General features: G+C 58.6%; 19 protein-coding genes. 15 read left to right on the top strand and 4 right to left on the bottom strand.

What is annotated here, in order from left to right:
• Nucleotides 1–488: 488 nt before the first annotated feature.
• Nucleotides 489–1778, bottom strand: coding sequence for a citrate synthase (gene gltA, locus JBE38_RS26190; protein WP_060754521.1), 1290 nt, complete (start codon nt 1776–1778; stop codon nt 489–491).
• A 362-nt stretch (nt 1779–2140) separates the two neighbouring features.
• Here gltA and sdhC point away from each other — a divergent pair, with 362 nt between their 5' ends.
• The 11 genes from sdhC to JBE38_RS26135 all read left to right on the top strand — a co-directional run bounded on the left by sdhC (nt 2141) and on the right by JBE38_RS26135 (nt 16121).
• Nucleotides 2141–2515 carry a succinate dehydrogenase, cytochrome b556 subunit gene (gene sdhC, locus JBE38_RS26185; RefSeq protein ID WP_016979564.1) on the top strand — a complete coding sequence of 125 codons (375 nt, stop codon included), beginning with the start codon at nt 2141–2143 and terminating at the stop codon, nt 2513–2515.
• Complete coding sequence (sdhD, locus tag JBE38_RS26180; protein ID WP_003172805.1) at nt 2509–2877, top strand: succinate dehydrogenase, hydrophobic membrane anchor protein; 369 nt, start codon at nt 2509–2511, stop codon at nt 2875–2877. Before sdhC ends, sdhD begins: the two co-directional genes overlap by 7 nt.
• 3 nt (nt 2878–2880) lie before the next feature.
• On the top strand, nt 2881–4653 hold the full coding sequence (gene sdhA, locus JBE38_RS26175; protein WP_060754520.1) for a succinate dehydrogenase flavoprotein subunit: 1773 nt from the start codon (nt 2881–2883) through the stop codon (nt 4651–4653).
• 11 nt (nt 4654–4664) lie between these two features.
• Nucleotides 4665–5369, top strand: a complete 705-nt coding sequence (locus JBE38_RS26170) for a succinate dehydrogenase iron-sulfur subunit (protein ID WP_003172807.1) — start codon at nt 4665–4667, stop codon at nt 5367–5369.
• A gap of 261 nt (nt 5370–5630) precedes the next feature.
• A complete protein-coding gene (locus JBE38_RS26165) occupies nt 5631–8462 on the top strand; it encodes a 2-oxoglutarate dehydrogenase E1 component (protein ID WP_090365959.1) in 2832 nt (943 codons plus the stop codon).
• A 44-nt stretch (nt 8463–8506) separates the two neighbouring features.
• A complete protein-coding gene (odhB, locus tag JBE38_RS26160) occupies nt 8507–9733 on the top strand; it encodes a 2-oxoglutarate dehydrogenase complex dihydrolipoyllysine-residue succinyltransferase (protein ID WP_060754518.1) in 1227 nt (408 codons plus the stop codon).
• A gap of 98 nt (nt 9734–9831) precedes the next feature.
• Entirely contained in the window at nt 9832–11268 is a 1437-nt protein-coding gene (gene lpdA / locus JBE38_RS26155; protein WP_090365957.1) for a dihydrolipoyl dehydrogenase, read from the top strand.
• Between the two features lie 204 nt (nt 11269–11472).
• Nucleotides 11473–12639, top strand: coding sequence for an ADP-forming succinate--CoA ligase subunit beta (gene sucC / locus JBE38_RS26150; RefSeq protein WP_060754516.1), 1167 nt, complete (start codon nt 11473–11475; stop codon nt 12637–12639).
• Complete coding sequence (gene sucD / locus JBE38_RS26145) at nt 12639–13520, top strand: succinate--CoA ligase subunit alpha (RefSeq protein ID WP_003172813.1); 882 nt, start codon at nt 12639–12641, stop codon at nt 13518–13520. The genes sucC and sucD overlap by 1 nt, the downstream gene beginning before the upstream one ends.
• Before the next feature lie 393 nt (nt 13521–13913).
• Nucleotides 13914–15227 carry a branched-chain amino acid transport system II carrier protein gene (gene brnQ / locus JBE38_RS26140; RefSeq protein ID WP_060754515.1) on the top strand — a complete coding sequence of 438 codons (1314 nt, stop codon included), beginning with the start codon at nt 13914–13916 and terminating at the stop codon, nt 15225–15227.
• A gap of 165 nt (nt 15228–15392) precedes the next feature.
• Nucleotides 15393–16121, top strand: a complete 729-nt coding sequence (locus tag JBE38_RS26135; protein WP_060754514.1) for a DUF599 domain-containing protein — start codon at nt 15393–15395, stop codon at nt 16119–16121.
• A gap of 109 nt (nt 16122–16230) precedes the next feature.
• On the opposite strand, the gene JBE38_RS26130 is transcribed toward JBE38_RS26135, so the two are convergent.
• Entirely contained in the window at nt 16231–16497 is a 267-nt protein-coding gene (locus JBE38_RS26130; RefSeq protein ID WP_060754513.1) for a hypothetical protein, read from the bottom strand.
• 158 nt (nt 16498–16655) lie between these two features.
• Between JBE38_RS26130 and JBE38_RS26125 the strand changes: the two genes are divergently transcribed.
• The 4 genes from JBE38_RS26125 to JBE38_RS26110 all read left to right on the top strand — a co-directional run bounded on the left by JBE38_RS26125 (nt 16656) and on the right by JBE38_RS26110 (nt 20371).
• A complete protein-coding gene (locus tag JBE38_RS26125; protein WP_205345469.1) occupies nt 16656–17132 on the top strand; it encodes a PaaI family thioesterase in 477 nt (158 codons plus the stop codon).
• Complete coding sequence (locus JBE38_RS26120) at nt 17129–17581, top strand: PaaI family thioesterase (RefSeq protein ID WP_060754511.1); 453 nt, start codon at nt 17129–17131, stop codon at nt 17579–17581. Before JBE38_RS26125 ends, JBE38_RS26120 begins: the two co-directional genes overlap by 4 nt.
• Before the next feature lie 89 nt (nt 17582–17670).
• Nucleotides 17671–19575 carry a molecular chaperone HtpG gene (htpG, locus tag JBE38_RS26115; protein WP_205345468.1) on the top strand — a complete coding sequence of 635 codons (1905 nt, stop codon included), beginning with the start codon at nt 17671–17673 and terminating at the stop codon, nt 19573–19575.
• 67 nt (nt 19576–19642) lie between these two features.
• Nucleotides 19643–20371 (top strand): dienelactone hydrolase family protein, encoded by a 729-nt coding sequence (locus JBE38_RS26110; RefSeq protein ID WP_205345467.1) that lies wholly within the window; start codon nt 19643–19645, stop codon nt 20369–20371.
• A gap of 61 nt (nt 20372–20432) precedes the next feature.
• Here the strand turns inward: JBE38_RS26110 and JBE38_RS26105 are convergent, their stop codons facing one another.
• Both JBE38_RS26105 and JBE38_RS26100 read right to left on the bottom strand, forming a co-directional pair.
• Nucleotides 20433–21299 (bottom strand): pirin family protein, encoded by an 867-nt coding sequence (locus JBE38_RS26105; protein WP_090365952.1) that lies wholly within the window; start codon nt 21297–21299, stop codon nt 20433–20435.
• Nucleotides 21300–21363: 64 nt separating this feature from the next.
• Complete coding sequence (locus tag JBE38_RS26100; protein WP_205345466.1) at nt 21364–21780, bottom strand: OsmC family protein; 417 nt, start codon at nt 21778–21780, stop codon at nt 21364–21366.
• Nucleotides 21781–21863: the final 83 nt, after the last annotated feature.

The following is a 21863-nucleotide window of genomic DNA, read 5'->3' as shown; positions in this document are numbered from 1 at the left end:
TTTGATCGTTCCCACGCTCTGCGTGGGAATGCCTCTTGTGACGCTTTGCGTCACGCCTTGGGACGCAGAGCGCCCCGGTATGCATTCCCACGCGGAGCGTGGGAACGATCGGCTTGGTTGCGATTTTCCAGCTTCGTAATATCACGCGACTGGTTTTGATCGTTCCCACGCTCTGCGTGGGAATGCCTCTTGTGACGCTCCGCGTCACGCCTTGGGACGCAGAGCGCCCCGGTATGCGTTCCCACGCGGAGCGTGGGAACGATCGGCTTGGTTGCGATTTTCCAGCTTCGTAATGTCATGCGAGTGGTTTGATCGTTCCCACGCTCTGCGTGGGAATGCCTCTTGTGACGCTTTGCGTCACGCCTTGGGACGCAGAGCGCCCCGGTATGCGTTCCCACGCGGAGCGTGGGAACGAACAGGTCAGCCGACACAAACAAAAACGGCCTCCACGAAGGGAGGCCGTTTTCATTGCAACAAGCAGTCGGTGCTTACTTGCGATCTTCCAGCTTGGTAATGTCACGCGACTCGTAGCCGGTGTACAGCTGGCGCGGGCGGCCAATCTTGTACGGGCTGGAGAGCATTTCTTTCCAGTGGGAGATCCAGCCCACGGTCCGCGCCAGAGCGAAGATCACGGTGAACATGCTGGTTGGAATGCCGATCGCCTTGAGGATGATCCCCGAGTAGAAGTCGACGTTCGGGTACAGCGAGCGTTCGATGAAGTAAGGGTCGGTCAGGGCGATCTCTTCCAGGCGCATGGCCAGTTCGAGTTGCGGGTCGTTCTTGATGCCCAGTTCCTTCAACACTTCGTCGCAGGTCTGCTTCATCACGGTGGCACGCGGGTCGCGATTCTTGTAGACGCGGTGACCGAAGCCCATCAACTTGAACGGATCGTTCTTGTCCTTGGCCTTGGCGATGAACTTGTCGATGTTGGAGACATCGCCGATTTCATCGAGCATGGTCAATACGGCTTCGTTCGCACCGCCGTGGGCAGGGCCCCACAATGCGGCGATACCGGCGGCGATACAGGCGAACGGGTTGGCACCCGAAGAGCCGGCCAGGCGTACGGTAGAAGTGGAGGCGTTTTGCTCGTGGTCGGCGTGGAGGATGAAGATCCGGTCCATCGCCTTGGCCAGTACCGGGCTGATCGGTTTGATCTCGCACGGGGTGTTGAACATCATGTGCAGGAAGTTTTCCGCGTACGACAGGTCGTTGCGCGGGTACATCATGGGTTGACCCATGGAGTACTTGTAAACCATCGCGGCCAGGGTCGGCATCTTGGCAACCAGGCGGATCGCGGAGATTTCGCGATGCTGCGGGTTATTGATGTCCAGGGAGTCGTGATAGAAGGCCGACAGGGCGCCGACCACGCCACACATGACCGCCATCGGGTGGGCATCGCGACGGAAACCGTTGAAGAAGGTCTTCAACTGCTCGTGAACCATGGTGTGGTTCTTGACGTTACTGACAAACTTGGCTTTCTGCTCGGCGGTTGGCAATTCGCCATTTAGCAGCAAATAGCAGGTTTCCAGGTAGTCCGACTTCTCAGCCAGTTGCTCGATCGGGTAGCCCCGATGCAGCAGGATGCCATTATCCCCATCGATATAGGTGATCTTCGACTCGCAAGAGGCGGTCGACATGAAGCCTGGGTCGAATGTGAAACGGCCCGTGGCCGTCAGGCCCCGTACGTCGATTACATCGGGACCAACGGTGCCGGTTAAAATGGGCAGCTCGACGGGGGCTGCGCCCTCGATGATCAACTGCGCTTTTTTGTCAGCCATGTGGCCTCCTATTTATGCTTCAAATCATCAGACAGACCCCCCACGCAGGGCCCGCACCACTATAGTGAGATAAATTCAGATGTCAATTTGCCTAAAGTCTTGCTCCAGAAGGCTTTAACCATACTTTTTCGTCGAAATTGCCTGCCATTTACGCCTTTTATCCGGTTAAAGCAATGCGCTATTCGGGTGAGGAGTGCGCGTTGTCATTAGTAACCTAACTGTCTATACTCGGCCTCCGACCGCCAGGGGCTTTTGGGCCTGATTTGATGGGGGTCGCATCCCTGGGTGGTGGTTACCTGACCAGTGCACTCCCCAACAACTTTGCCCTGATTGTTAGGGGCTCTTCAGTGTGAAAAAAAGCCGTGAATAGCCAACGACCTGTAAACCTAGACCTAAGGACCATCAAACTCCCCATCACCGGCGTTACGTCGTTCCTGCACCGTGTTTCCGGCATCATCCTCTTCCTGGGCTTGGGCATCATGCTTTATGCATTGAGCAAATCCCTGGGTTCCGAGGAAGGATACGCCGAGGTGAAGGCATGCTTGACCAGCCCGCTGGCCAAGTTCGTAGCATGGGGCCTCCTGTCCGCTCTGCTTTATCACCTGGTAGCCGGTGTGCGCCACTTGATCATGGATGCGGGTATCGGTGAGACGCTGGAAGGCGGCCGCCTGGGCTCGAAAATCATCATCGCCATTTCCGTGGTGCTGATCGTTCTGGCAGGAGTTTGGATATGGTAACCAGCGTTACGAACCTTTCGCGTTCGGGCCTCTATGACTGGATGGCACAGCGTGTGTCTGCGGTCGTTCTCGCGGCTTATTTCATTTTCCTGATCGGATACCTCGTCGCAAATCCGGGCATCGGCTATGAGCAATGGCACGGCCTGTTTTCCCATAATGCGATGCGAATCTTCAGTCTGCTGGCCCTTGTAGCCCTGGGCGCTCACGCCTGGGTCGGCATGTGGACCATCGCGACCGACTACCTGACGCCGATGGCGCTGGGCAAGTCCGCGACCGCAGTACGTTTCCTCTTCCAGGCAGTATGCGGCGTCGCGATGTTCGCTTACTTCGTCTGGGGTGTGCAGATTCTTTGGGGTATCTGATTCATGGCTAACATTCCAACTATTTCCTTCGACGCCATCATTATTGGTGGCGGCGGTGCGGGCATGCGCGCAGCGCTGCAGCTGGCCCAGGGCGGTCACAAGACTGCCGTGATCACCAAGGTGTTCCCGACTCGTTCTCACACCGTATCGGCCCAGGGTGGCATCACTTGCGCCATCGCCTCCGCCGACCCGAACGATGACTGGCGCTGGCACATGTACGATACCGTCAAGGGTTCCGACTACATCGGTGACCAGGACGCTATCGAATACATGTGTCAGGAAGGCCCGGCCGCGGTGTTCGAGCTGGACCACATGGGTCTGCCGTTTTCCCGTACCGAGCAAGGCCGTATCTACCAGCGTCCATTCGGCGGTCAGTCGAAGGATTACGGCAAGGGCGGGCAGGCTGCCCGTACCTGCGCCGCTTCCGACCGTACCGGTCACGCGCTGCTGCACACCCTTTATCAGGGCAACCTGAAAGCCGGTACCACGTTCCTGAACGAGTACTACGCGGTGGATCTGGTGAAGAACGCCGACGGTGCATTCGTCGGCGTGATCGCCATCTGCATCGAAACCGGTGAAACCACCTACATCCGCGCCAACGCTACCGTTCTGGCGACAGGGGGCGCAGGCCGTATCTACGCTTCGACCACCAACGCCCTGATCAACACCGGTGACGGCGTCGGCATGGCTCTGCGTGCTGGCGTGCCGGTACAAGATATCGAAATGTGGCAGTTCCACCCGACCGGTATTGCCGGCGCCGGTGTACTGGTGACCGAAGGTTGCCGTGGTGAAGGTGGTTACCTGATCAACAAGCATGGCGAGCGTTTCATGGAGCGTTACGCTCCGAACGCCAAAGACCTTGCCGGTCGTGACGTCGTGGCCCGTTCGATGGTCAAGGAAATCATCGCCGGTAACGGCTGTGGCCCGAATGGCGACCACGTACTGCTGAAACTCGATCACCTGGGTGAAGAAGTACTGCACAGCCGCCTGCCAGGTATCTGCGAACTGTCCAAGACTTTCGCCCACGTTGACCCGGTAGTTGCCCCGGTTCCGGTTGTTCCGACTTGCCACTATATGATGGGCGGCGTGCCGACCAACATTCACGGCCAGGCGATCACCCAGAATGCCGACGGCCAGGACGAGATCATCCACGGTCTGTTCGCCGTAGGCGAAGTGGCTTGCGTATCGGTACACGGCGCCAACCGTCTGGGCGGCAACTCGCTGCTCGACCTGGTGGTATTCGGCCGCGCTGCCGGCCTGCACCTGGAAAAGGCGCTGACCGACGGTATCCATTACGACGACGCGACCGAAGCCGACATCAACCGGGCCATGGCGCGCCTGAACGCTCTGAACGAGCGTACCGATGGCGAAGACGTGGCTACCCTGCGTCGCGAGCTGCAAAGCTGCATGCAGAACTACTTCGGTGTATTCCGTACCGGCGAATACATGCAGAAGGGTATTGCTCAGCTGGCTGACCTGCGCAAGCGCATCGCCAACGTCAAGATCAACGATAAGAGCAAGGCGTTCAACACTGCCCGTATCGAAGCCCTTGAGCTGCAAAACCTGCTGGAAGTGGCTGAAGCGACTGCGATCGCCGCCGAGGTTCGTAAAGAATCCCGTGGTGCCCACGCCCGTGAAGACTTTGAAGATCGCGACGACGAAAACTGGTTGTGCCACACCCTGTACTTCCCGGGTGACAAGCGCGTAACCAAGCGTGCCGTGAACTTCTCGCCGAAGACGGTTCCGACGTTTGAACCGAAGATTCGGACTTACTAAGGGTGGCTGCCATGTTGAAAGTCAGTGTTTATCGCTACAACCCTGATCAGGACGCTGCGCCGTTCATGCAGGAGTTCCAGGTCGATACCGGTGGTAAAGACCTGATGGTGCTGGATGTATTGGCACTGATCAAAGAGCAGGACGAAGGTTTCTCCTATCGTCGCTCTTGCCGCGAGGGCGTTTGTGGCTCCGACGGCATGAACATCAACGGCAAGAATGGCCTGGCGTGCATCACGCCGCTGTCCGCCGTGGTGAAAGGCAACAAGCTGATCGTTCGTCCTCTGCCAGGTTTGCCGGTTATCCGTGACCTGGTCGTCGATATGAGCATCTTCTACAAGCAATACGAGAAAGTTAAGCCGTTCCTGCAGAACGACACGCCGGCTCCGGCCATCGAGCGTCTGCAGTCCCCGGAAGAGCGTGAAAAGCTCGACGGTCTGTACGAGTGCATCCTGTGCGCTTGCTGCTCGACTTCGTGCCCGTCCTTCTGGTGGAACCCGGACAAATTCCTGGGTCCAGCCGCTCTGCTGCAAGCTTATCGCTTCCTGGCAGACAGCCGTGATACCAAGACCTCCGAGCGTCTGGCTTCACTGGATGACCCGTTCAGCGTATTCCGCTGCCGCGGGATCATGAACTGCGTCAACGTATGTCCCAAAGGCCTGAACCCGACTAAGGCCATTGGTCACATCCGTAACATGCTGCTGCAAAGCGGCGTGTAAGCGACGTTGTAGCAAAGCAGGACCGTTGTGCCCGTAGATGCTGCGGCGCAGGCTTCAACCGGCGCCGTAGTTTTAACCTGAGCAGCGACTTACAAGGTCGCGGCTCTTATTTTGAAGAAATGAGACAAGCAGGGGCATCCGGGTTGGTACCCGGACTATCAGCGTGATCCTAAGTGGCTTGTTTTGGTCGCTGCACTCGGCCTTTTGCAAGCAGACTCGGTGTCTTCGCCGGTGGTGTCCCCTAACCGAGGGTGACCAAGCATGCAAGAAAGCGTGATGCAGCGCATGTGGAACAGCGGCTATCTTTCAGGTGGTAACGCTGCCTATGTGGAAGAGCTTTATGAGCTCTACCTGCACGACCCTAACGCTGTGCCAGAAGAATGGCGCACCAAATTTCAGACGTTGTCTTCAGACGGCAACGCTGCCACCGATGTATCGCATGCAACAATTCGCGATCAGTTTGTGCTGCTGGCAAAGAACCAGCGCCGCGCCCAACCGGTTTCCGCCGGCAGCGTGAGCAGTGAGCACGAGAAGAAGCAAGTTGAAGTACTGCGACTGATCCAGGCCTACCGGATGCGTGGCCACCAGGCGGCCCAGCTTGACCCGCTGGGGCTCTGGAAGCGTCCTGCACCTGCTGACCTGTCGATCAATCATTACGGCTTGACCAATGCCGATCTTGATACGACCTTCCGTGCCGGCGACCTGTTCATCGGCAAAGAGGAAGCGAGCCTACGCGAAATTCACGAAGCGTTGCAGCAGACATATTGCCGCACCATCGGCGCTGAGTTTACGCACATCACCGATTCCGAGCAGCGTCACTGGTTCCAGCATCGCCTGGAAGGCGTGCGTGGCCGTCCGGTGTTGTCCGCCGATGTGCGCAGCCACTTGCTCGAGCGCGTAACCGCCGCCGAAGGCCTGGAAAAATACCTGGGCACCAAATACCCAGGCACCAAGCGTTTCGGCCTGGAAGGCGGCGAAAGCCTGATTCCGATGCTCGACGAGCTGATCCAGCGTTCCGGTTCCTACGGCACCAAGGAAATCGTGATCGGCATGGCTCACCGTGGTCGCCTGAACGTGTTGGTCAACACCTTCGGCAAGAACCCGCGTGAACTGTTCGACGAGTTCGAAGGCAAGAAGAAGGTCGAGCTGGGTTCCGGTGACGTTAAATACCACCAGGGCTTCTCGTCCAACGTAATGACCACCGGCGGTGAAGTTCACCTGGCCATGGCCTTCAACCCATCCCACCTGGAAATCGTTTCTCCAGTGGTCGAGGGTTCGGTGCGTGCTCGCCAGGACCGTCGTAACGACGCCACCGGTGAGAAGGTTCTGCCGATTTCCATCCACGGTGACGCGGCATTCGCCGGTCAAGGCGTGGTCCTGGAAACCTTCCAGATGTCGCAGACTCGCGGCTTCAAGACCGGCGGTACCGTTCACATCGTCATCAACAACCAGGTGGGCTTCACCATCAGCAACCCGTTGGACGCGCGTTCCACCGAGTACGCCACCGACGTTGCCAAGATGATCCAGGCGCCGATCCTCCATGTGAATGGTGATGATCCGGAAGCCGTGCTGTTCGTGACCCAGCTCGCTGTCGACTACCGCATGCAATTCAAGCGTGACGTGGTGATCGACCTGGTTTGCTACCGCCGTCGCGGTCACAACGAAGCGGACGAGCCAAGCGGCACCCAGCCGTTGATGTACCAGCAGATCACCAAGCAGCGCACCACCCGTGAGCTGTACGCCGACAACCTGATCAAGGCCGGTGTGGTAGACGATGCGCGTGTTCAGGCGAAAGTCGATGAATACCGCAACGCGCTGGACAATGGTCTGCACGTAGTGAAAAGCCTGGTTAAAGAGCCGAACAAAGAGCTGTTCGTGGACTGGCGCCCATACCTGGGCCATGCCTGGACTGCCCGTCACGACACGACGTTCGACCTCAAGACCCTGCAGGAACTGTCCGCCAAACTGTTGGAAATTCCAGAAGGTTTCGTGGTGCAGCGCCAGGTTGCGAAGATCTACGAAGACCGTCAGAAGATGCAAGCCGGCGGCCTGCCGATCAACTGGGGTTACGCCGAAACCATGGCGTACGCGACCCTGGCGTTCGAAGGTCACCCGATCCGCATGACCGGCCAGGACATCGGCCGTGGTACGTTCTCGCACCGTCACGCGGTATTGCACAACCAGAAAGACGCCAGCACCTACATTCCGCTCAAGCACCTGTACGAAGGCCAGCCACGTTTCGACCTGTACGATTCGTTCCTGTCCGAAGAAGCCGTACTGGCGTTCGAATACGGTTACTCCACCACCACGCCAAACGCGCTGGTGATCTGGGAAGCCCAGTTCGGCGACTTCGCCAACGGTGCCCAAGTGGTGATCGACCAGTTCATCACCAGCGGTGAGCACAAGTGGGGCCGCCTGTGCGGTCTGACCATGCTGCTGCCGCACGGTTATGAAGGTCAGGGGCCGGAGCACTCCTCGGCACGTCTGGAGCGCTACCTGCAACTGTGCGCCGAGCACAACATCCAGGTGTGCGTGCCGACCACCCCGGCCCAGATCTACCACTTGCTGCGTCGCCAGGTGATCCGCCCGCTGCGCAAGCCGCTGGTAGTGCTGACCCCGAAATCGCTGTTGCGTCACAAATTGGCCATCTCGACCCTGGAAGATCTGGCCGATGGTTCGTTCCAGACCGTGATTCCAGAAATCGATACGCTGGACGCAGCCAAGGTCACTCGCCTGATCCTGTGCAGCGGCAAGGTTTACTACGATCTGCTGGAAAAACGCCGTGCCGAAGGCCGCGAAGACATCGCCATCGTGCGTATCGAGCAGCTTTACCCGTTCCCGGAAGACGACCTGATGGAGGCCATCGCGCCTTACACCAACCTCACTAACGTGGTGTGGTGCCAGGAAGAACCGATGAACCAGGGCGCGTGGTACAGCAGCCAGCATCACCTGCGTCGCAGCATCGGTAACCACAACAAGGCCCTGGGCCTGGAGTACGCCGGCCGTGATGCATCTGCTGCACCTGCGTGTGGTTATGCGTCGATGCACGCCGAGCAGCAGGAAAAACTGCTGCAAGATGCTTTCACTGTTTAACGCCTTCGCGCTGACTGAAACCGAATTTTAAGGACCCACAGATAATGGCTATCGAAATCAAAGCCCCGTCATTCCCGGAATCGGTTGCCGATGGCACCGTTGCCACCTGGCACAAGAAACCTGGCGACGCTGTAAAGCGTGACGACCTGATCGTCGACATCGAGACTGACAAAGTCGTACTGGAAGTATTGGCCGAGGCTGACGGCGTGCTGGGCGCGATCGTTGCTGAAGAGGGCGCTACCGTCCTGTCGAACCAGGTCCTGGGCTCGATCGAAGAGGGCGGCGCTGCTGCCGCTCCTGCTCCTGCCGCCGCTGCCGCACCGGCTGCGTCGGCTCCAGCTGCCGCCCCGGCTGCTGGCGCTGAAGACCCGATCGCTGCACCGGCTGCGCGCCAGTTGGCTGAAGAGAACGGCATCAACCTGGCTTCCGTCAAAGGCACCGGCAAAGACGGTCGCATCACCAAGGAAGACGTGGTTGCTGCTGTTGAAGCCAAGAAGAACGCTCCGGCCGCCGCACCTGCCAAGGCTGCCGCACCGGCTGCCGCTGCTCCAGTGTTCGCTGCCGGCGACCGCACCGAGAAGCGCGTACCGATGACCCGCGTGCGCGCCACTGTGGCCAAACGCCTGGTAGAAGCGCAGTCGAACATGGCGATGCTGACCACGTTCAACGAAGTCGACATGACCGAAGTCATGGCACTGCGTTCGAAGTACAAGGATCTGTTCGAGAAGAGCCACAACGGCGTGCGCCTGGGCTTCATGTCGTTCTTCGTGAAAGCGGCCACCGAAGCACTCAAGCGCTTCCCGGCAGTCAACGCGTCGATCGACGGCAGCGACATCGTTTACCACGGCTACGCGGACATCGGCGTTGCCGTTTCCAGCGATCGTGGCCTGGTCGTACCGGTTCTGCGTAACGCCGAGCTGATGAGCCTGGCTGAAATCGAAGGCGGCATTGCCACCTTCGGCAAGAAAGCCCGTGACGGCAAGCTGTCCATCGACGAGATGACCGGTGGTACCTTCACCATCACCAACGGTGGTACCTTCGGTTCGATGATGTCGACTCCGATCGTCAACCCGCCACAAGCTGCGATCCTGGGCATGCACAACATCATCCAGCGTCCGATGGCCATCAACGGCCAAGTCGTGATCCGCCCGATGATGTACCTGGCGCTGTCGTACGATCACCGCCTGATCGATGGTAAAGAAGCCGTGACTTTCCTGGTGACCATCAAGAACCTGCTGGAAGACCCGGCTCGTCTGCTGCTGGATATCTGATAGAAGCAGCTGCAGGCTTCGGGCAGGTTGCCGGATAAGGCGGCCTGGCCTGGAGCTTGCGGCTTGAAAGCTTGCTGCTAAATAGAGGAACTATTTTCATGTCGCAGAAATTTGACGTTGTTGTGATTGGTGCAGGTCCTGGCGGCTATGTTGCCGCCATCAAGGCCGCACAACTGGGCCTCTCGACTGCTTGCATCGAAAAATACACCGACAAGGAAGGCAAACTGGCACTGGGCGGTACTTGCCTGAACGTTGGTTGCATTCCTTCCAAGGCGCTGCTGGACAGCTCCTGGAAATTCCACGAAGCCCAGGATGGTTTCGCGATCCACGGTATCAACCATGCTGGCGTCACCATGGACGTACCCGCAATGGTCGGCCGTAAAGCCAACATCGTTAAAGGCCTGACTTCCGGCGTTGCCACCTTGTTCAAGGCCAACGGCGTGACTTCGATCCAGGGCCACGGCAAGCTGCTGGCCGGCAAGAAAGTCGAAATCACCAAGCCGGACGGTTCGGTGGAAGTCATCGAAGCCGAAAACGTGATCCTGGCACCAGGTTCGCGTCCAATCGACATTCCACCCGCTCCAGTTGACCAGAAGGTGATCGTTGATTCGACCGGCGCCCTGGAATTCCAGGCTGTGCCAAAACGCCTGGGCGTGATCGGCGCTGGCGTAATCGGCCTGGAACTGGGTTCGGTATGGTCCCGTCTGGGCGCTGAAGTGACTGTGCTGGAAGCCCTGGACACGTTCCTGCTGGCTGCCGACACGGCTGTGTCCAAGGAAGCGCTGAAAACCCTGACCAAGCAAGGTCTGGACATCAAGCTGGGCGCTCGCGTGACCGGTTCGAAAGTCAACGGTGAAGAAGTTGTCGTCAACTACACCGACAAGGATGGTGAAAAGACCATCACTTTCGACAAGCTGATCGTAGCCGTGGGTCGCCGTCCAGTGACCACCGACCTGCTGGCGGCTGACAGCGGCGTGAACATCGACGAGCGTGGCTTCATCCACGTTGACGATCACTGCGCTACCACCGTGCCTGGCGTCTACGCCATTGGCGACGTGGTTCGCGGCATGATGCTCGCGCACAAAGCCTCCGAAGAAGGCATCATGGTTGTCGAGCGCATCAAGGGCCACAAAACCCAGATGAACTACGACCTGATCCCATCGGTTATCTACACCCACCCGGAAATTGCATGGGTCGGCAAGAACGAACAGCAGTTGAAAGCTGAAGGCGTTGAAGTTAACGTCGGCACCTTCCCGTTTGCCGCTTCTGGCCGTGCCATGGCAGCCAACGACACCGGTGGTTTTGTCAAAGTCATCGCTGATGCCAAGACTGACCGCGTATTGGGCGTCCACGTGATTGGCCCAAGCGCTGCAGAACTGGTTCAGCAAGGCGCGATCGGTATGGAATTCGGCACCAGTGCCGAGGACCTGGGTATGATGGTCTTCTCCCATCCGACCCTGTCCGAAGCGCTGCATGAAGCCGCGTTGGCAGTGAATGGCGGCGCCATCCACATCGCCAACAAGAAGAAGCGCTAAGCGAGATAATAAGAAACCACGGCGGAGTTGCCCGTCGTGAGCCTTGTGCGCAAGACTCACCGCGGAATATCCGCCGGACGCAGCCTTGCGCAGCTTTACGGGCCTTGAGCCCTGCAAGTTGTGCAAGCAGCAGTCACAGGTGGCGCGGCACTCATAATGAGCGCAGCGCCGAATGCGCAGTACCTAACGAAGACGGTAAAAAGCATGAATCTTCACGAGTATCAGGGTAAGCAGCTGTTCGCTGAATACGGCCTGCCAGTTTCCAAGGGCTACGCAGTAGACACCCCGGAAGCAGCAGCAGAAGCTTGCGACAAAATTGGCGGCACTGAATGGGTCGTCAAAGCCCAGGTTCACGCCGGTGGTCGCGGTAAAGCGGGCGGCGTCAAGCTGGTTCGCAGCAAAGAAGACGCCAAGGCCTTCGCACAGCAGTGGCTGGGCAAGCGTCTGGTGACTTACCAGACTGATGCCAATGGCCAACCAGTCACCAAGATCCTGGTTGAATCGTGCACTGATATCGCTAAAGAGCTGTACCTGGGCGCTGTCGTTGACCGTTCGAGCCGCCGTATCGTGTTCATGGCCTCCACCGAAGGTGGCGTGGACATCGAGAAGATCGCTCACGAAACCCCAGAAAAAATTCTGAAAGCCACTATCGACCCACTGGTTGGCGCTCAGCCATTCCAGGGTCGCGAGCTGGCTTTCCAGCTGGGCCTGGAAGGCAAGCAAGTTGCCCAGTTCGCCAAGATCTTCGTAGGTCTGGCCAAACTGTTCCAGGATCACGATCTGGCCCTGCTGGAAGTGAACCCGCTGGTGATCAAGGCTGACGGCGATCTGCACTGCCTGGACGCCAAGATCAACATCGACGCCAACGCCATGTACCGTCAGCCTAAGCTGAAGACTTTCCACGATCCGTCGCAAGACGATCCGCGCGAAGCGCACGCTGCCAAGTTCGAACTGAACTACGTAGCCCTGGAAGGTAACATTGGTTGCATGGTCAACGGTGCCGGCCTGGCCATGGGTACCATGGACATCGTCAACCTGCATGGCGGCAAACCAGCCAACTTCCTCGACGTAGGTGGTGGTGCTACCAAAGAACGCGTAACCGAAGCCTTCAAGATCATCCTGTCCGACGCCAATGTCGCTGCAGTACTGGTCAACATCTTCGGCGGCATCGTTCGTTGCGACATGATTGCCGAAGGCATCATCGGTGCAGTGAAAGAAGTCGGCGTTAAAATCCCGGTTGTTGTTCGCCTTGAAGGTAACAACGCTGAACTGGGCGCTAAAGTACTGGCAGAAAGCGGTTTGAACATCATCGCGGCTACCAGCCTGACCGACGCTGCTCAACAAGTTGTCAAAGCTGCGGAGGGCAAATAATGAGCGTCCTGATCAATAAAGACACCAAAGTTATCTGCCAGGGTATTACCGGTTCGCAAGGTAGTTTCCACACCCAGCAAGCCATCGAATACGGCACCAAGATGGTTGGCGGCGTAACTCCGGGCAAAGGCGGCACCGAGCACCTGGGCCTGCCAGTGTTCAACACCGTGAAAGACGCTGTAGCTGCCACTGGCGCCACCGCCAGCGTGATCTACGTTCCAGCTCCTTTCTGCAAGGACTCCATCCTGGAAGCGGCATTCGGCGGCATCAAGCTGATCGTGTGCATCACCGAAGGCATTCCTACCCTGGACATGCTGGACGCTAAAGTTAAGTGCGACGAGCTGGGCGTAGTCCTGATCGGCCCTAACTGCCCAGGCGTAATCACTCCAGGCGAATGCAAGATCGGCATCATGCCAGGTCACATTCACTTGCCAGGTAAAGTCGGTATCGTTTCCCGTTCCGGCACCCTGACCTACGAAGCTGTGAAGCAGACTACTGACGCCGGTTTCGGTCAGTCGACTTGCGTCGGCATCGGTGGTGACCCGATCCCGGGCTCCAACTTCATCGACATCCTGAAGCTGTTCCAGGAAGACCCGAAGACCGAAGCGATCGTGATGATCGGTGAGATCGGCGGTTCGGCTGAAGAAGAAGCGGCTGCCTACATCAAGGCACACGTGACCAAGCCGGTTGTTTCCTACATCGCTGGTGTGACTGCCCCTGCTGGCAAGCGCATGGGCCATGCTGGCGCAATCATCTCCGGCGGCAAAGGCACTGCAGACGAGAAATTCGCTGCACTGCAAGACGCAGGCGTGAAAACCGTGCGTTCGCTGGCGGACATCGGCAAGGCCCTGGCCGAGCTGACCGGTTGGGCTGTCAAGTAAGCTTCGCGCTTAGCTGACGCTTTACCAGGCAAAGGCCACCTTCGGGTGGCCTTTGTGCTTTCTGGATAAGTGCCGTCTGTAGGAGCGAGCAAGCTCGCTCCTACAAAGAGCCTTAACTGACTGGCATTAGGGCAAGCCCGCTCCCACATTTTTTGTGCATGTTTCCAATTAAGTATGAAAACGCGACATTTGAATGTCGCTTATCGGACAGTACGCCCCGCAACAGTGCGTTTGTCAGGTTAATTCTGTACGCTAGCCGCCTCTTTATGCGCCCGCATCCCAAAAGGACGCTGCGCGCTAGACCGGTCGGCTCCCATAAGGGCCGGCAGCATTTCCCTCATCCATAGGGAAGCCCTCTCTAAATTCCGATTCAGCAGTGTGGTATTTCCTCAAATGAAAGTGTTGAAAAGCCAGGACATCCTGGCGCTGGGCTTTATGACCTTTGCCCTGTTCGTGGGCGCCGGCAACATCATCTTCCCGCCTATCGTCGGTCTGCAGTCCGGGCCGAGTGTCTGGATGGCGGCGCTGGGCTTCCTGGTTACCGCTGTGGGTCTGCCGGTGGTTACCGTCATCGCCCTGGCCAAGGTTGGCGGTGGTATGGACGCGTTGAGCAGCCCGATCGGCAAGATCGCCGGTGGCTTGCTTGCGGCGGCGGCGTATCTGGCGGTAGGGCCGCTGTTCGCTACCCCGCGTACCGCGACCGTTTCGTTCGAGGTGGGCCTGGCGCCGCTGACCGGCGAAAGCCCGCTGGCGTTGTTTCTCTACAGCTCGGTGTATTTCCTGGTGGTGTTCTTCGTTTCCCTGTACCCAGGTCGACTGCTGGACACCGTGGGGCGTTTCCTGGCCCCGCTGAAGATCATCGCGCTGGCCATCCTTGGCATCGCCGCGTTTGCCTTGCCGGCAGGGGATGTGGGCGTCGCTACCCCGGAATACGTCGCCGCTCCGTTCTCCCAAGGCTTTATCAATGGTTACCTGACCATGGATACCCTGGGTGCGCTGGTGTTCGGGATTGTCATCGTCAATGCCATCCGCTCCCGTGGCGTGGAGTCGCCGCAGTTGATCACCCGTTACGCGATCATTGCCGGGCTGATTGCCGGCGTGGGCCTGGCGCTGGTGTACATCAGCCTGTTCCGCCTGGGTTCGGGCAGCCATGCCATCGCCGCCGGTGCGAGCAACGGCGCGGCGGTCCTGCACGCTTACGTGCAATACACTTTCGGCTCCCTGGGCAGTGGCTTCCTTGCCGTGCTGATTTCCCTGGCGTGCCTGGTCACGGCCGTGGGCCTGACCTGTGCCTGCGCCGAGTACTTCAGCAAAGTCCTGCCTTTGTCCTACAAGACGCTGGTCGTGATCCTGGCGCTGTTCTCGCTGTTCGTATCGAACCTGGGCCTGACCAAGCTGATTGCATTCTCGATCCCCGTACTCACCGCGATCTACCCGCCGTGCATCGTGCTGGTGGCATTGAGCTTCTGCAAAGGCTTCTGGCAGGAGCAGGGGCGTATTGTTGGCCCGGTGATGCTGGTGTCCTTCATCTTTGGCTGCATCGATGCGCTGAAAGGTGCGGGCCTGGCGGATTGGCTGCCTGCCCAGCTGGCACACCTGCCACTGAGCGAGCAAGGCCTGGCCTGGCTGGTGCCGTCGGTGATGATCCTCGCCGTGGCTGTGGTGATTGACCGTATGCTCGGCAAGCGCAGCGAAGCCATCGCCTGATCGACGGGTTTCGTGCTGCACTGAAATGCCCCGTATCAATCGATACGGGGCATTTTTTATACTTGTGAGGCAGCACCTTCTAAAGTTGAAACTCGGTCAGTCTTGGGCGGCTTGCGTCCAACCAGTGTCCGGGCTCATCACTTTTTCTTGTGTAATAGGACCCGCATGTCGTTCGTCGAAAACAATCAGATTCACTTGCTGGCTGCCCTCTGGTTCATCCTGTGCTGGGGCGGCTACACCCGATACGCCACTTGGAAAGCCCGCGACACTGCGTGCCTGGCCAGCGTGCTGCATCTGTATCGTGAAGACTGGATGCGCCGCATGCTGCTGCGGGACAACCGTATTGCCGATGCCAGTGTGATCGGCAACCTGGAGCGCAACGCTTCGTTCTTTGCCTCCAGTACCCTGATCATTCTCGCCGGGATTCTCACCGTGCTGGGCGCCTCGGAGCGTGCGGTGTCGCTGCTGGCAGACATTCCCATGGTGCAGCAGGCCTCCCAGGGCATGTCGGAAATCAAGCTGTTGTGCCTGGCGCTGGTGTTTGTCTACGCGTTCTTCACCTTCAGCTGGTGCATGCGTCAATACAACTTTGCGGCGGTATTGGTCGGGTCGGCGCCGATGATCGGTGAGCGCGACGTGTCGGAGCAGGAGCGCAAGGCATTTGCTTTGCGGGCGGCAAGGGTTATTTCCATGGCCGCCAACCAGTTCAACTTCGGCCTGCGCTCTTATTACTTCGGCATGACCATGCTCGCCTGGTTTGTCAGCCCCTGGTTGTTCATGTTGATGAGCAGCGGGGTCGTGCTGGTGTTGTACCGCCGGGAATTTCACTCAGACGTATTGCAGGTGATGGTTTATACCCCGACGCCTGAAGTGCCTAAAGAGGCGGTGTCTTAGTCGGTCGCCGTCACACCTACTTTGCGTCGGCAGAAAAACAGCAGACAAAGTAAAGCCCGCTATAAGCGGGCTTTCTTTTTTTGCAGCGCTGCTAATTCAAACCCGGCGATTACTGCTTGGCAGGTTCTGCAGGGGCGGCAGGTGCAGCAGGTGCGGCTTCTTTTGCAGCGGCGGCGTTCGATTCAGCCTGAGCTTTGGCGGCTTCGGCGTTTTCTTTCGCGGCGTCGTTCACTTTATCCTGTGCTTTAGCCATGTCTTTCTGAGCTTGCTCAGAATGGGCTGCAGCATCTTGGGCTTTGTCTTCGGATTTCTTGTCGCAGGCAGCGAGGCCGAGGGCAGCAGCCAACATCATGGAAATAGCTAAAGTCTTGCGCATGGGGTGTTTCTCCTTATTGAAGATATCTACTGGCCTTTCGAACCTAAGGGGCCACCATTAGTTCCTTTTATCCTACAGATATATAAAGCTTTTCCTCCAAGGAACTTTCACCGCAGAGCTTCATCCGCCGTTTCCACACTAATAAGAGTCTGAAACCAATGACCGAAAACCCTTTGTTAGCACGCGCTACCCGCTTTGTTTCAGCGCTGCGCCATTGCCAAGTGCTCGGTGTGAGCGTGCATGCCGCCAGTGAGGATGGCATGACCCTGATATTGCCCTACGGCTCACATATCGTCGGCGATCCGCGCACGGGCGTGATACACGGCGGCGCGCTAACATCCCTGATGGACACCGCCTGCGGCATGGCCACGCTGTGCGTATTGCCCGAATTCGAGGTATGCCCGACGCTGGATCTGCGCGTTGACTACATGCATCCCGCCGAACCGCATAAACCGGTGTATGGCTTTGCCCAATGCTACCGGGTGACTACCGACGTGATTTTTACCCGTGGCTTCGCGTATCAGGATGACCCGCAGCAGCCGATCGCCCATGTGGTCGGCACCTTCATGCGCATGGGCAAGCGCCTCAAGGGCACGCAAGGGCTGGGCAGCGCGATCAAGGGAGAGCAGGCATGACACACCGATTCAAGACGCGTATCGAACAGGCTCATGCGCGAGGTGATTACACGGCGTTGCTCGACCTGATCCCCTATGCCAAGTTGATCGGTATCGAATGCACGCGGTTGGGCGACGAGTTGCTGTTTCGCCTGCCGGCCAACCAGGACAACATTGGTAACCCGATATTGCCGGCGCTGCACGGCGGGGTGATTGCCGGCTTCATGGAGCTGTCGGCCGCCTTGCATCTGTTGGTGTTCACGGGCGCGCCCGGTGTGCCGAAGATCATCGATTTTTCCCTGGATTACCTGCGCGCCGGCCAGTTTCGCGACACTTACGCCAAATGCCAGGTATGGCGCCAGGGCCGGCGGGTGGCGAATGTGGCGGTCACGGCCTGGCAAAGCACAGCGGCGGAGCCGATTGCCACCGCTCGGGCACATTTCAAGATCGAGGAGGTGGAGCGCTCTTGAAATCCTGGTCTTAGCCCCCAACTTTGATGACAACCCGCCGCCAACCCTCAAGGGCGCGGCCACTGCCATCCAATTGGAGTTTGATGACCATGAGTGTGGAAACTCAAAAGGAAACCCTGGGCTTCCAGACCGAGGTGAAGCAACTGCTGCACCTCATGATCCATTCGCTGTATTCCAACAAGGAAATCTTCCTTCGCGAATTGATCTCGAACGCCTCTGACGCTGTCGACAAATTACGTTTCGAAGCCCTGTCCAAGCCTGAATTGATGGAAGGTGGCGCCGAACTGAAAATCCGTGTGAGCTTCGACAAGGACGCCAAGACCGTCACCCTCGAAGACAACGGTATCGGCATGAGCCGTGACGATGCGATCACCCACCTGGGTACCATCGCCAAATCCGGTACTGCCGACTTCATGAAGAACCTGTCGGGCGACCAGAAGAAGGATTCGCACCTGATCGGTCAGTTCGGCGTGGGCTTCTACTCGGCTTTCATCGTCGCCAACAAGGTTGAAGTGTTCAGCCGTCGCGCCGGTCTCGATGCGAGCGAAGGCGTGCACTGGGCCTCCAAAGGCGAAGGCGAGTTTGAAATCGCCACTATCGATAAAGCGGATCGCGGCACCCGCATTGTCTTGCACCTCAAGTCGGGTGAAGACGAGTTCGCTGACGGCTACCGCCTGCGCAACATCATCAAGAAGTACTCCGACCACATCGCTCTGCCGATCGAGTTGCCGAAAGAACAAGCGGCTGTCGAAGGTGAAGAGAAGCCTGCCCAGGAATGGGAAGTGGTCAACCGTGCCAGCGCCCTGTGGACCCGTCCTCGCACCGAAGTGAAGGATGAGGAATACCAGGAGTTCTACAAGCACATCGCCCATGATTACGAGAACCCACTGAGCTGGAGCCACAACAAGGTCGAAGGCAAGCTGGAATACAGTTCGTTGCTCTACGTGCCGGCCCGTGCTCCGTTCGACCTCTACCAGCGTGAAGCGCCTAAAGGCCTCAAGCTCTATGTGCAGCGCGTGTTCGTCATGGATCAGGCGGAGTCCTTCCTGCCGCTGTACCTGCGCTTCATCAAAGGCGTGGTCGATTCCAACGACCTGTCGCTGAACGTATCGCGGGAAATACTGCAGAAAGACCCGATCATCGATTCCATGAAGTCGGCGCTGACCAAGCGTGTCCTCGACATGCTGGAAAAACTGGCGAAGAACGAGCCTGAGCAATACAAAGGTTTCTGGAAAAATTTCGGCCAGGTCATGAAAGAAGGCCCGGCTGAAGATTTCGCCAACAAGGAAAAAATCGCCGGCCTGCTGCGCTTTGCCTCCACCCAGGGTGAAGACGGCGAGCAGGTGGTGTCCCTGGCCGAGTACCTGGCACGCGCCAAGGAAGGCCAGGACAAGATCTACTACCTGACCGGCGAAACCTACGCCCAGGTCAAGAACAGCCCGCACCTGGAAGTCTTCCGCAAGAAAGGCATCGAAGTGCTGCTGCTGACCGACCGTATCGATGAGTGGCTGATGAGCTACCTCAGCGAGTTCGACGGCAAGACCTTCGTCGACGTCGCCCGTGGTGACCTGGACCTGGGTAACCTGGACTCCGAAGAAGAGAAGAAAGAGGCCGAGGAAGTCGCCAAGGCCAAGGAAGGGTTGGTTGAGCGGATCAAGACTGCCCTGGGCGATACCGTCAGCGAAGTACGGGTTTCCCATCGTCTGACCGACTCTCCGGCGATTCTGGCCATCGGCGAGCAGGACCTGGGCCTGCAGATGCGTCAGATCCTCGAGGCCAGCGGCCAGAAGGTTCCGGATTCCAAGCCGATCTTCGAATTCAACCCGGCTCACCCGCTGATCGAGAAACTCGACGGCGAGCAGAGCGAAGAGCGCTTTGGCGACTTGTCGCACATCCTCTTCGATCAGGCGGCCCTGGCGGCTGGCGACAGCTTGAAAGACCCGGCGGCCTATGTCCGTCGACTGAACAAGCTGCTGGTTGAACTGTCGGTTTAACACCGTGGTAGAAAAACCCGCTTCGGCGGGTTTTTTCGTTCTACTGCACCTCAAACTGGAGTAAATGATGAGCCAAGTCACTGTGCGTTCCGTGGTCTATCAGATTGATGGCCAGTCTTATGAAAGCCGCCTGGCATTCGATGCCAGCCATAAGGGGCCGTTGCCGGGCCTGCTGATGGCGCCGAACTGGATGGGGGTGAGTGCGGGTGCCGAAGAAATCGCCAAGCGTGTGGCCGGCCAGGGCTACGTGGTGCTGGTTGCCGACCTGTATGGGCAAAGCGTGCGCCCCTCGAACGGCGATGAGGCCGGCGCGGCGATGATGCCTTTGAAAAATGATCGCCCGCTGCTGAACAAGCGCATGCAGGCGGCCCTTGAGCAACTGAAAGGGCAGACCGAAGCCGCGGTGGATAAGTCGAAATTGGCGACTTTCGGCTTCTGCTTCGGTGGTTGCTGCTCCCTGGAGCTGGCCCGCACGGGTGCGCCATTGAAGGCGGCCGTGTCGTTCCACGGCACCCTCGATACGCCGAACCCAGCGGATGCGAAGAACATCAAGGGCTCGGTATTGGTGTTGCACGGTGCATCTGACCCATTGGTACCGAAAGAGCAGCTACCCGCGTTCGAAGATGAAATGAACGCGGCCGGCGTGGATTGGCAGCTGTTGAGCTACGGCGGCGCGGTGCATTCTTTCACCGACCCTCACGCCAATGTACCGGGCAAGATGATGTACGACGTGAAGACCGCTGCCCGGGCTTTCCAGTCGATGCATAACTTGCTGGACGAAGTGTTCCAGCGGTAAAGCTGCTGGGTTGTTCCGACCTCGTCGGGGGTAAATCGAGCCATCGCACCGCCCCCGATGCCTACCTTACAGGCAATTCAATTCTCTCCGACTCCCCTGGCACCGTCGGCCAATCCCCGGCCGCCCAGCGCTGTCGAGCCTGTTCGATCCTCAAAGGATCACTCGCCACAAAATTCCAATTGATCCGTCGCGGTCCATCCAGCGGCGCGCCGCCAAACACCACCAAATGGCAATCGGTTTCGGCAGACAATGTCATCTGCTGACCGCTCGGCAACACCACCAGGCTGTGCACTTCCAGCGGTTCGTCGTCGAGCTTTGCATCACCTTCCAGCACATACACCGCCCGTTCTTCGTGTTCATCCGGGACCAGCAGGGTGGTGGCCGTCTGCATCCGTACTTCGGCATACAGGGTTGGCGACAAGACAGGAACCGGCGAGTCGAGACAGAAACCGCTGCCGGCGATCAGGCGGATCTGGACGCCGAGGTTATCGCTCAACGGCAGGCTCGCGGCCGGGTGATGGCTGTAATGCCCTGGCCCGGTCTCGTGGTCCTTGGGCGAGGCCAGCCACACTTGCAGGCCATGCAGGCTGAACCCGCTGGCCTTGATTGCCTCGGGCGTACGCTCGACGTGGGCGATTGCGCTGCCGGCGGTCATCCAGCTGACATCGCCGGCCTGTACCACTTGATCCGAGCCCAGGCTGTCCTTGTGCTGCAAGGTGCCTTCAAACAGGTAGGTGAGGGTCGACAGCCCGATGTGCGGGTGTTGGCGGATATTCATGCCGCTGCCCGGCGCATAGCGTGTGAGCAGCATATGGTCGAAAAACACAAAAGGCCCGACGCTGCGGCATTCGCGCGATGGCAGTGGACGCAGGATGGGTTGGCCTTCGACATCTTCGGGGCGAGGGTGGATCACGGTGAGGCGGGTCATGGTGCATCCCAGTCTGAGCGGGTTGGATGATGCTGAGCATAACCCGCCCGACGGGAAGTGGGTGCTATTGGCTGAAGGCGCCTTCCGATAGCCGGGTGTCAATGCTGATCTCGGCGGTGGTCATCAGCTTGTGCACCGGGCAACGATCGGCCACGCGGTGCAGCTCCTCGCGTTGCGCGTCGGTGAGTACGCCCTTGAGCGTGAGTTTGACGTTGAGCTGGTACCTGCCCTTTTGCTCTTCACTGGCGTCATGGGTGACTTCCACGGTGACGCCGGTGAGCGGGATGCCTTTTTTCTGCGCGTAAAGCTTGAGGGTCAGGGCTTTGCACGAGGCCAGGGCCGCGTCGAAATAATCATGGGGCGAGGGCGCCGAATCGTCGCCGCCCAGGCTTTTGGGCAAGTCGGTAAATAGCTCGTGGTTGTCGATGTTGAGGCTATGACGGAAGTTGTCGGTGTTCAGTGTGTTTACGATAACGGGCATGGCAAACCTCACAGGGTCGCAGGATGAAGGGCATGCAGTTATAGAACATCCTGGCACTTGAGTGTTCCAGGTTTTTTCGTGGC

Source organism: Pseudomonas sp. ICBG1301 (assembly GCF_016918385.1).
Lineage (GTDB): Bacteria > Pseudomonadota > Gammaproteobacteria > Pseudomonadales > Pseudomonadaceae > Aquipseudomonas > Aquipseudomonas palleroniana.
Note: the sequence above shows the minus strand (reverse complement) of the source record. Positions and strands in the feature narration are given on the sequence as shown.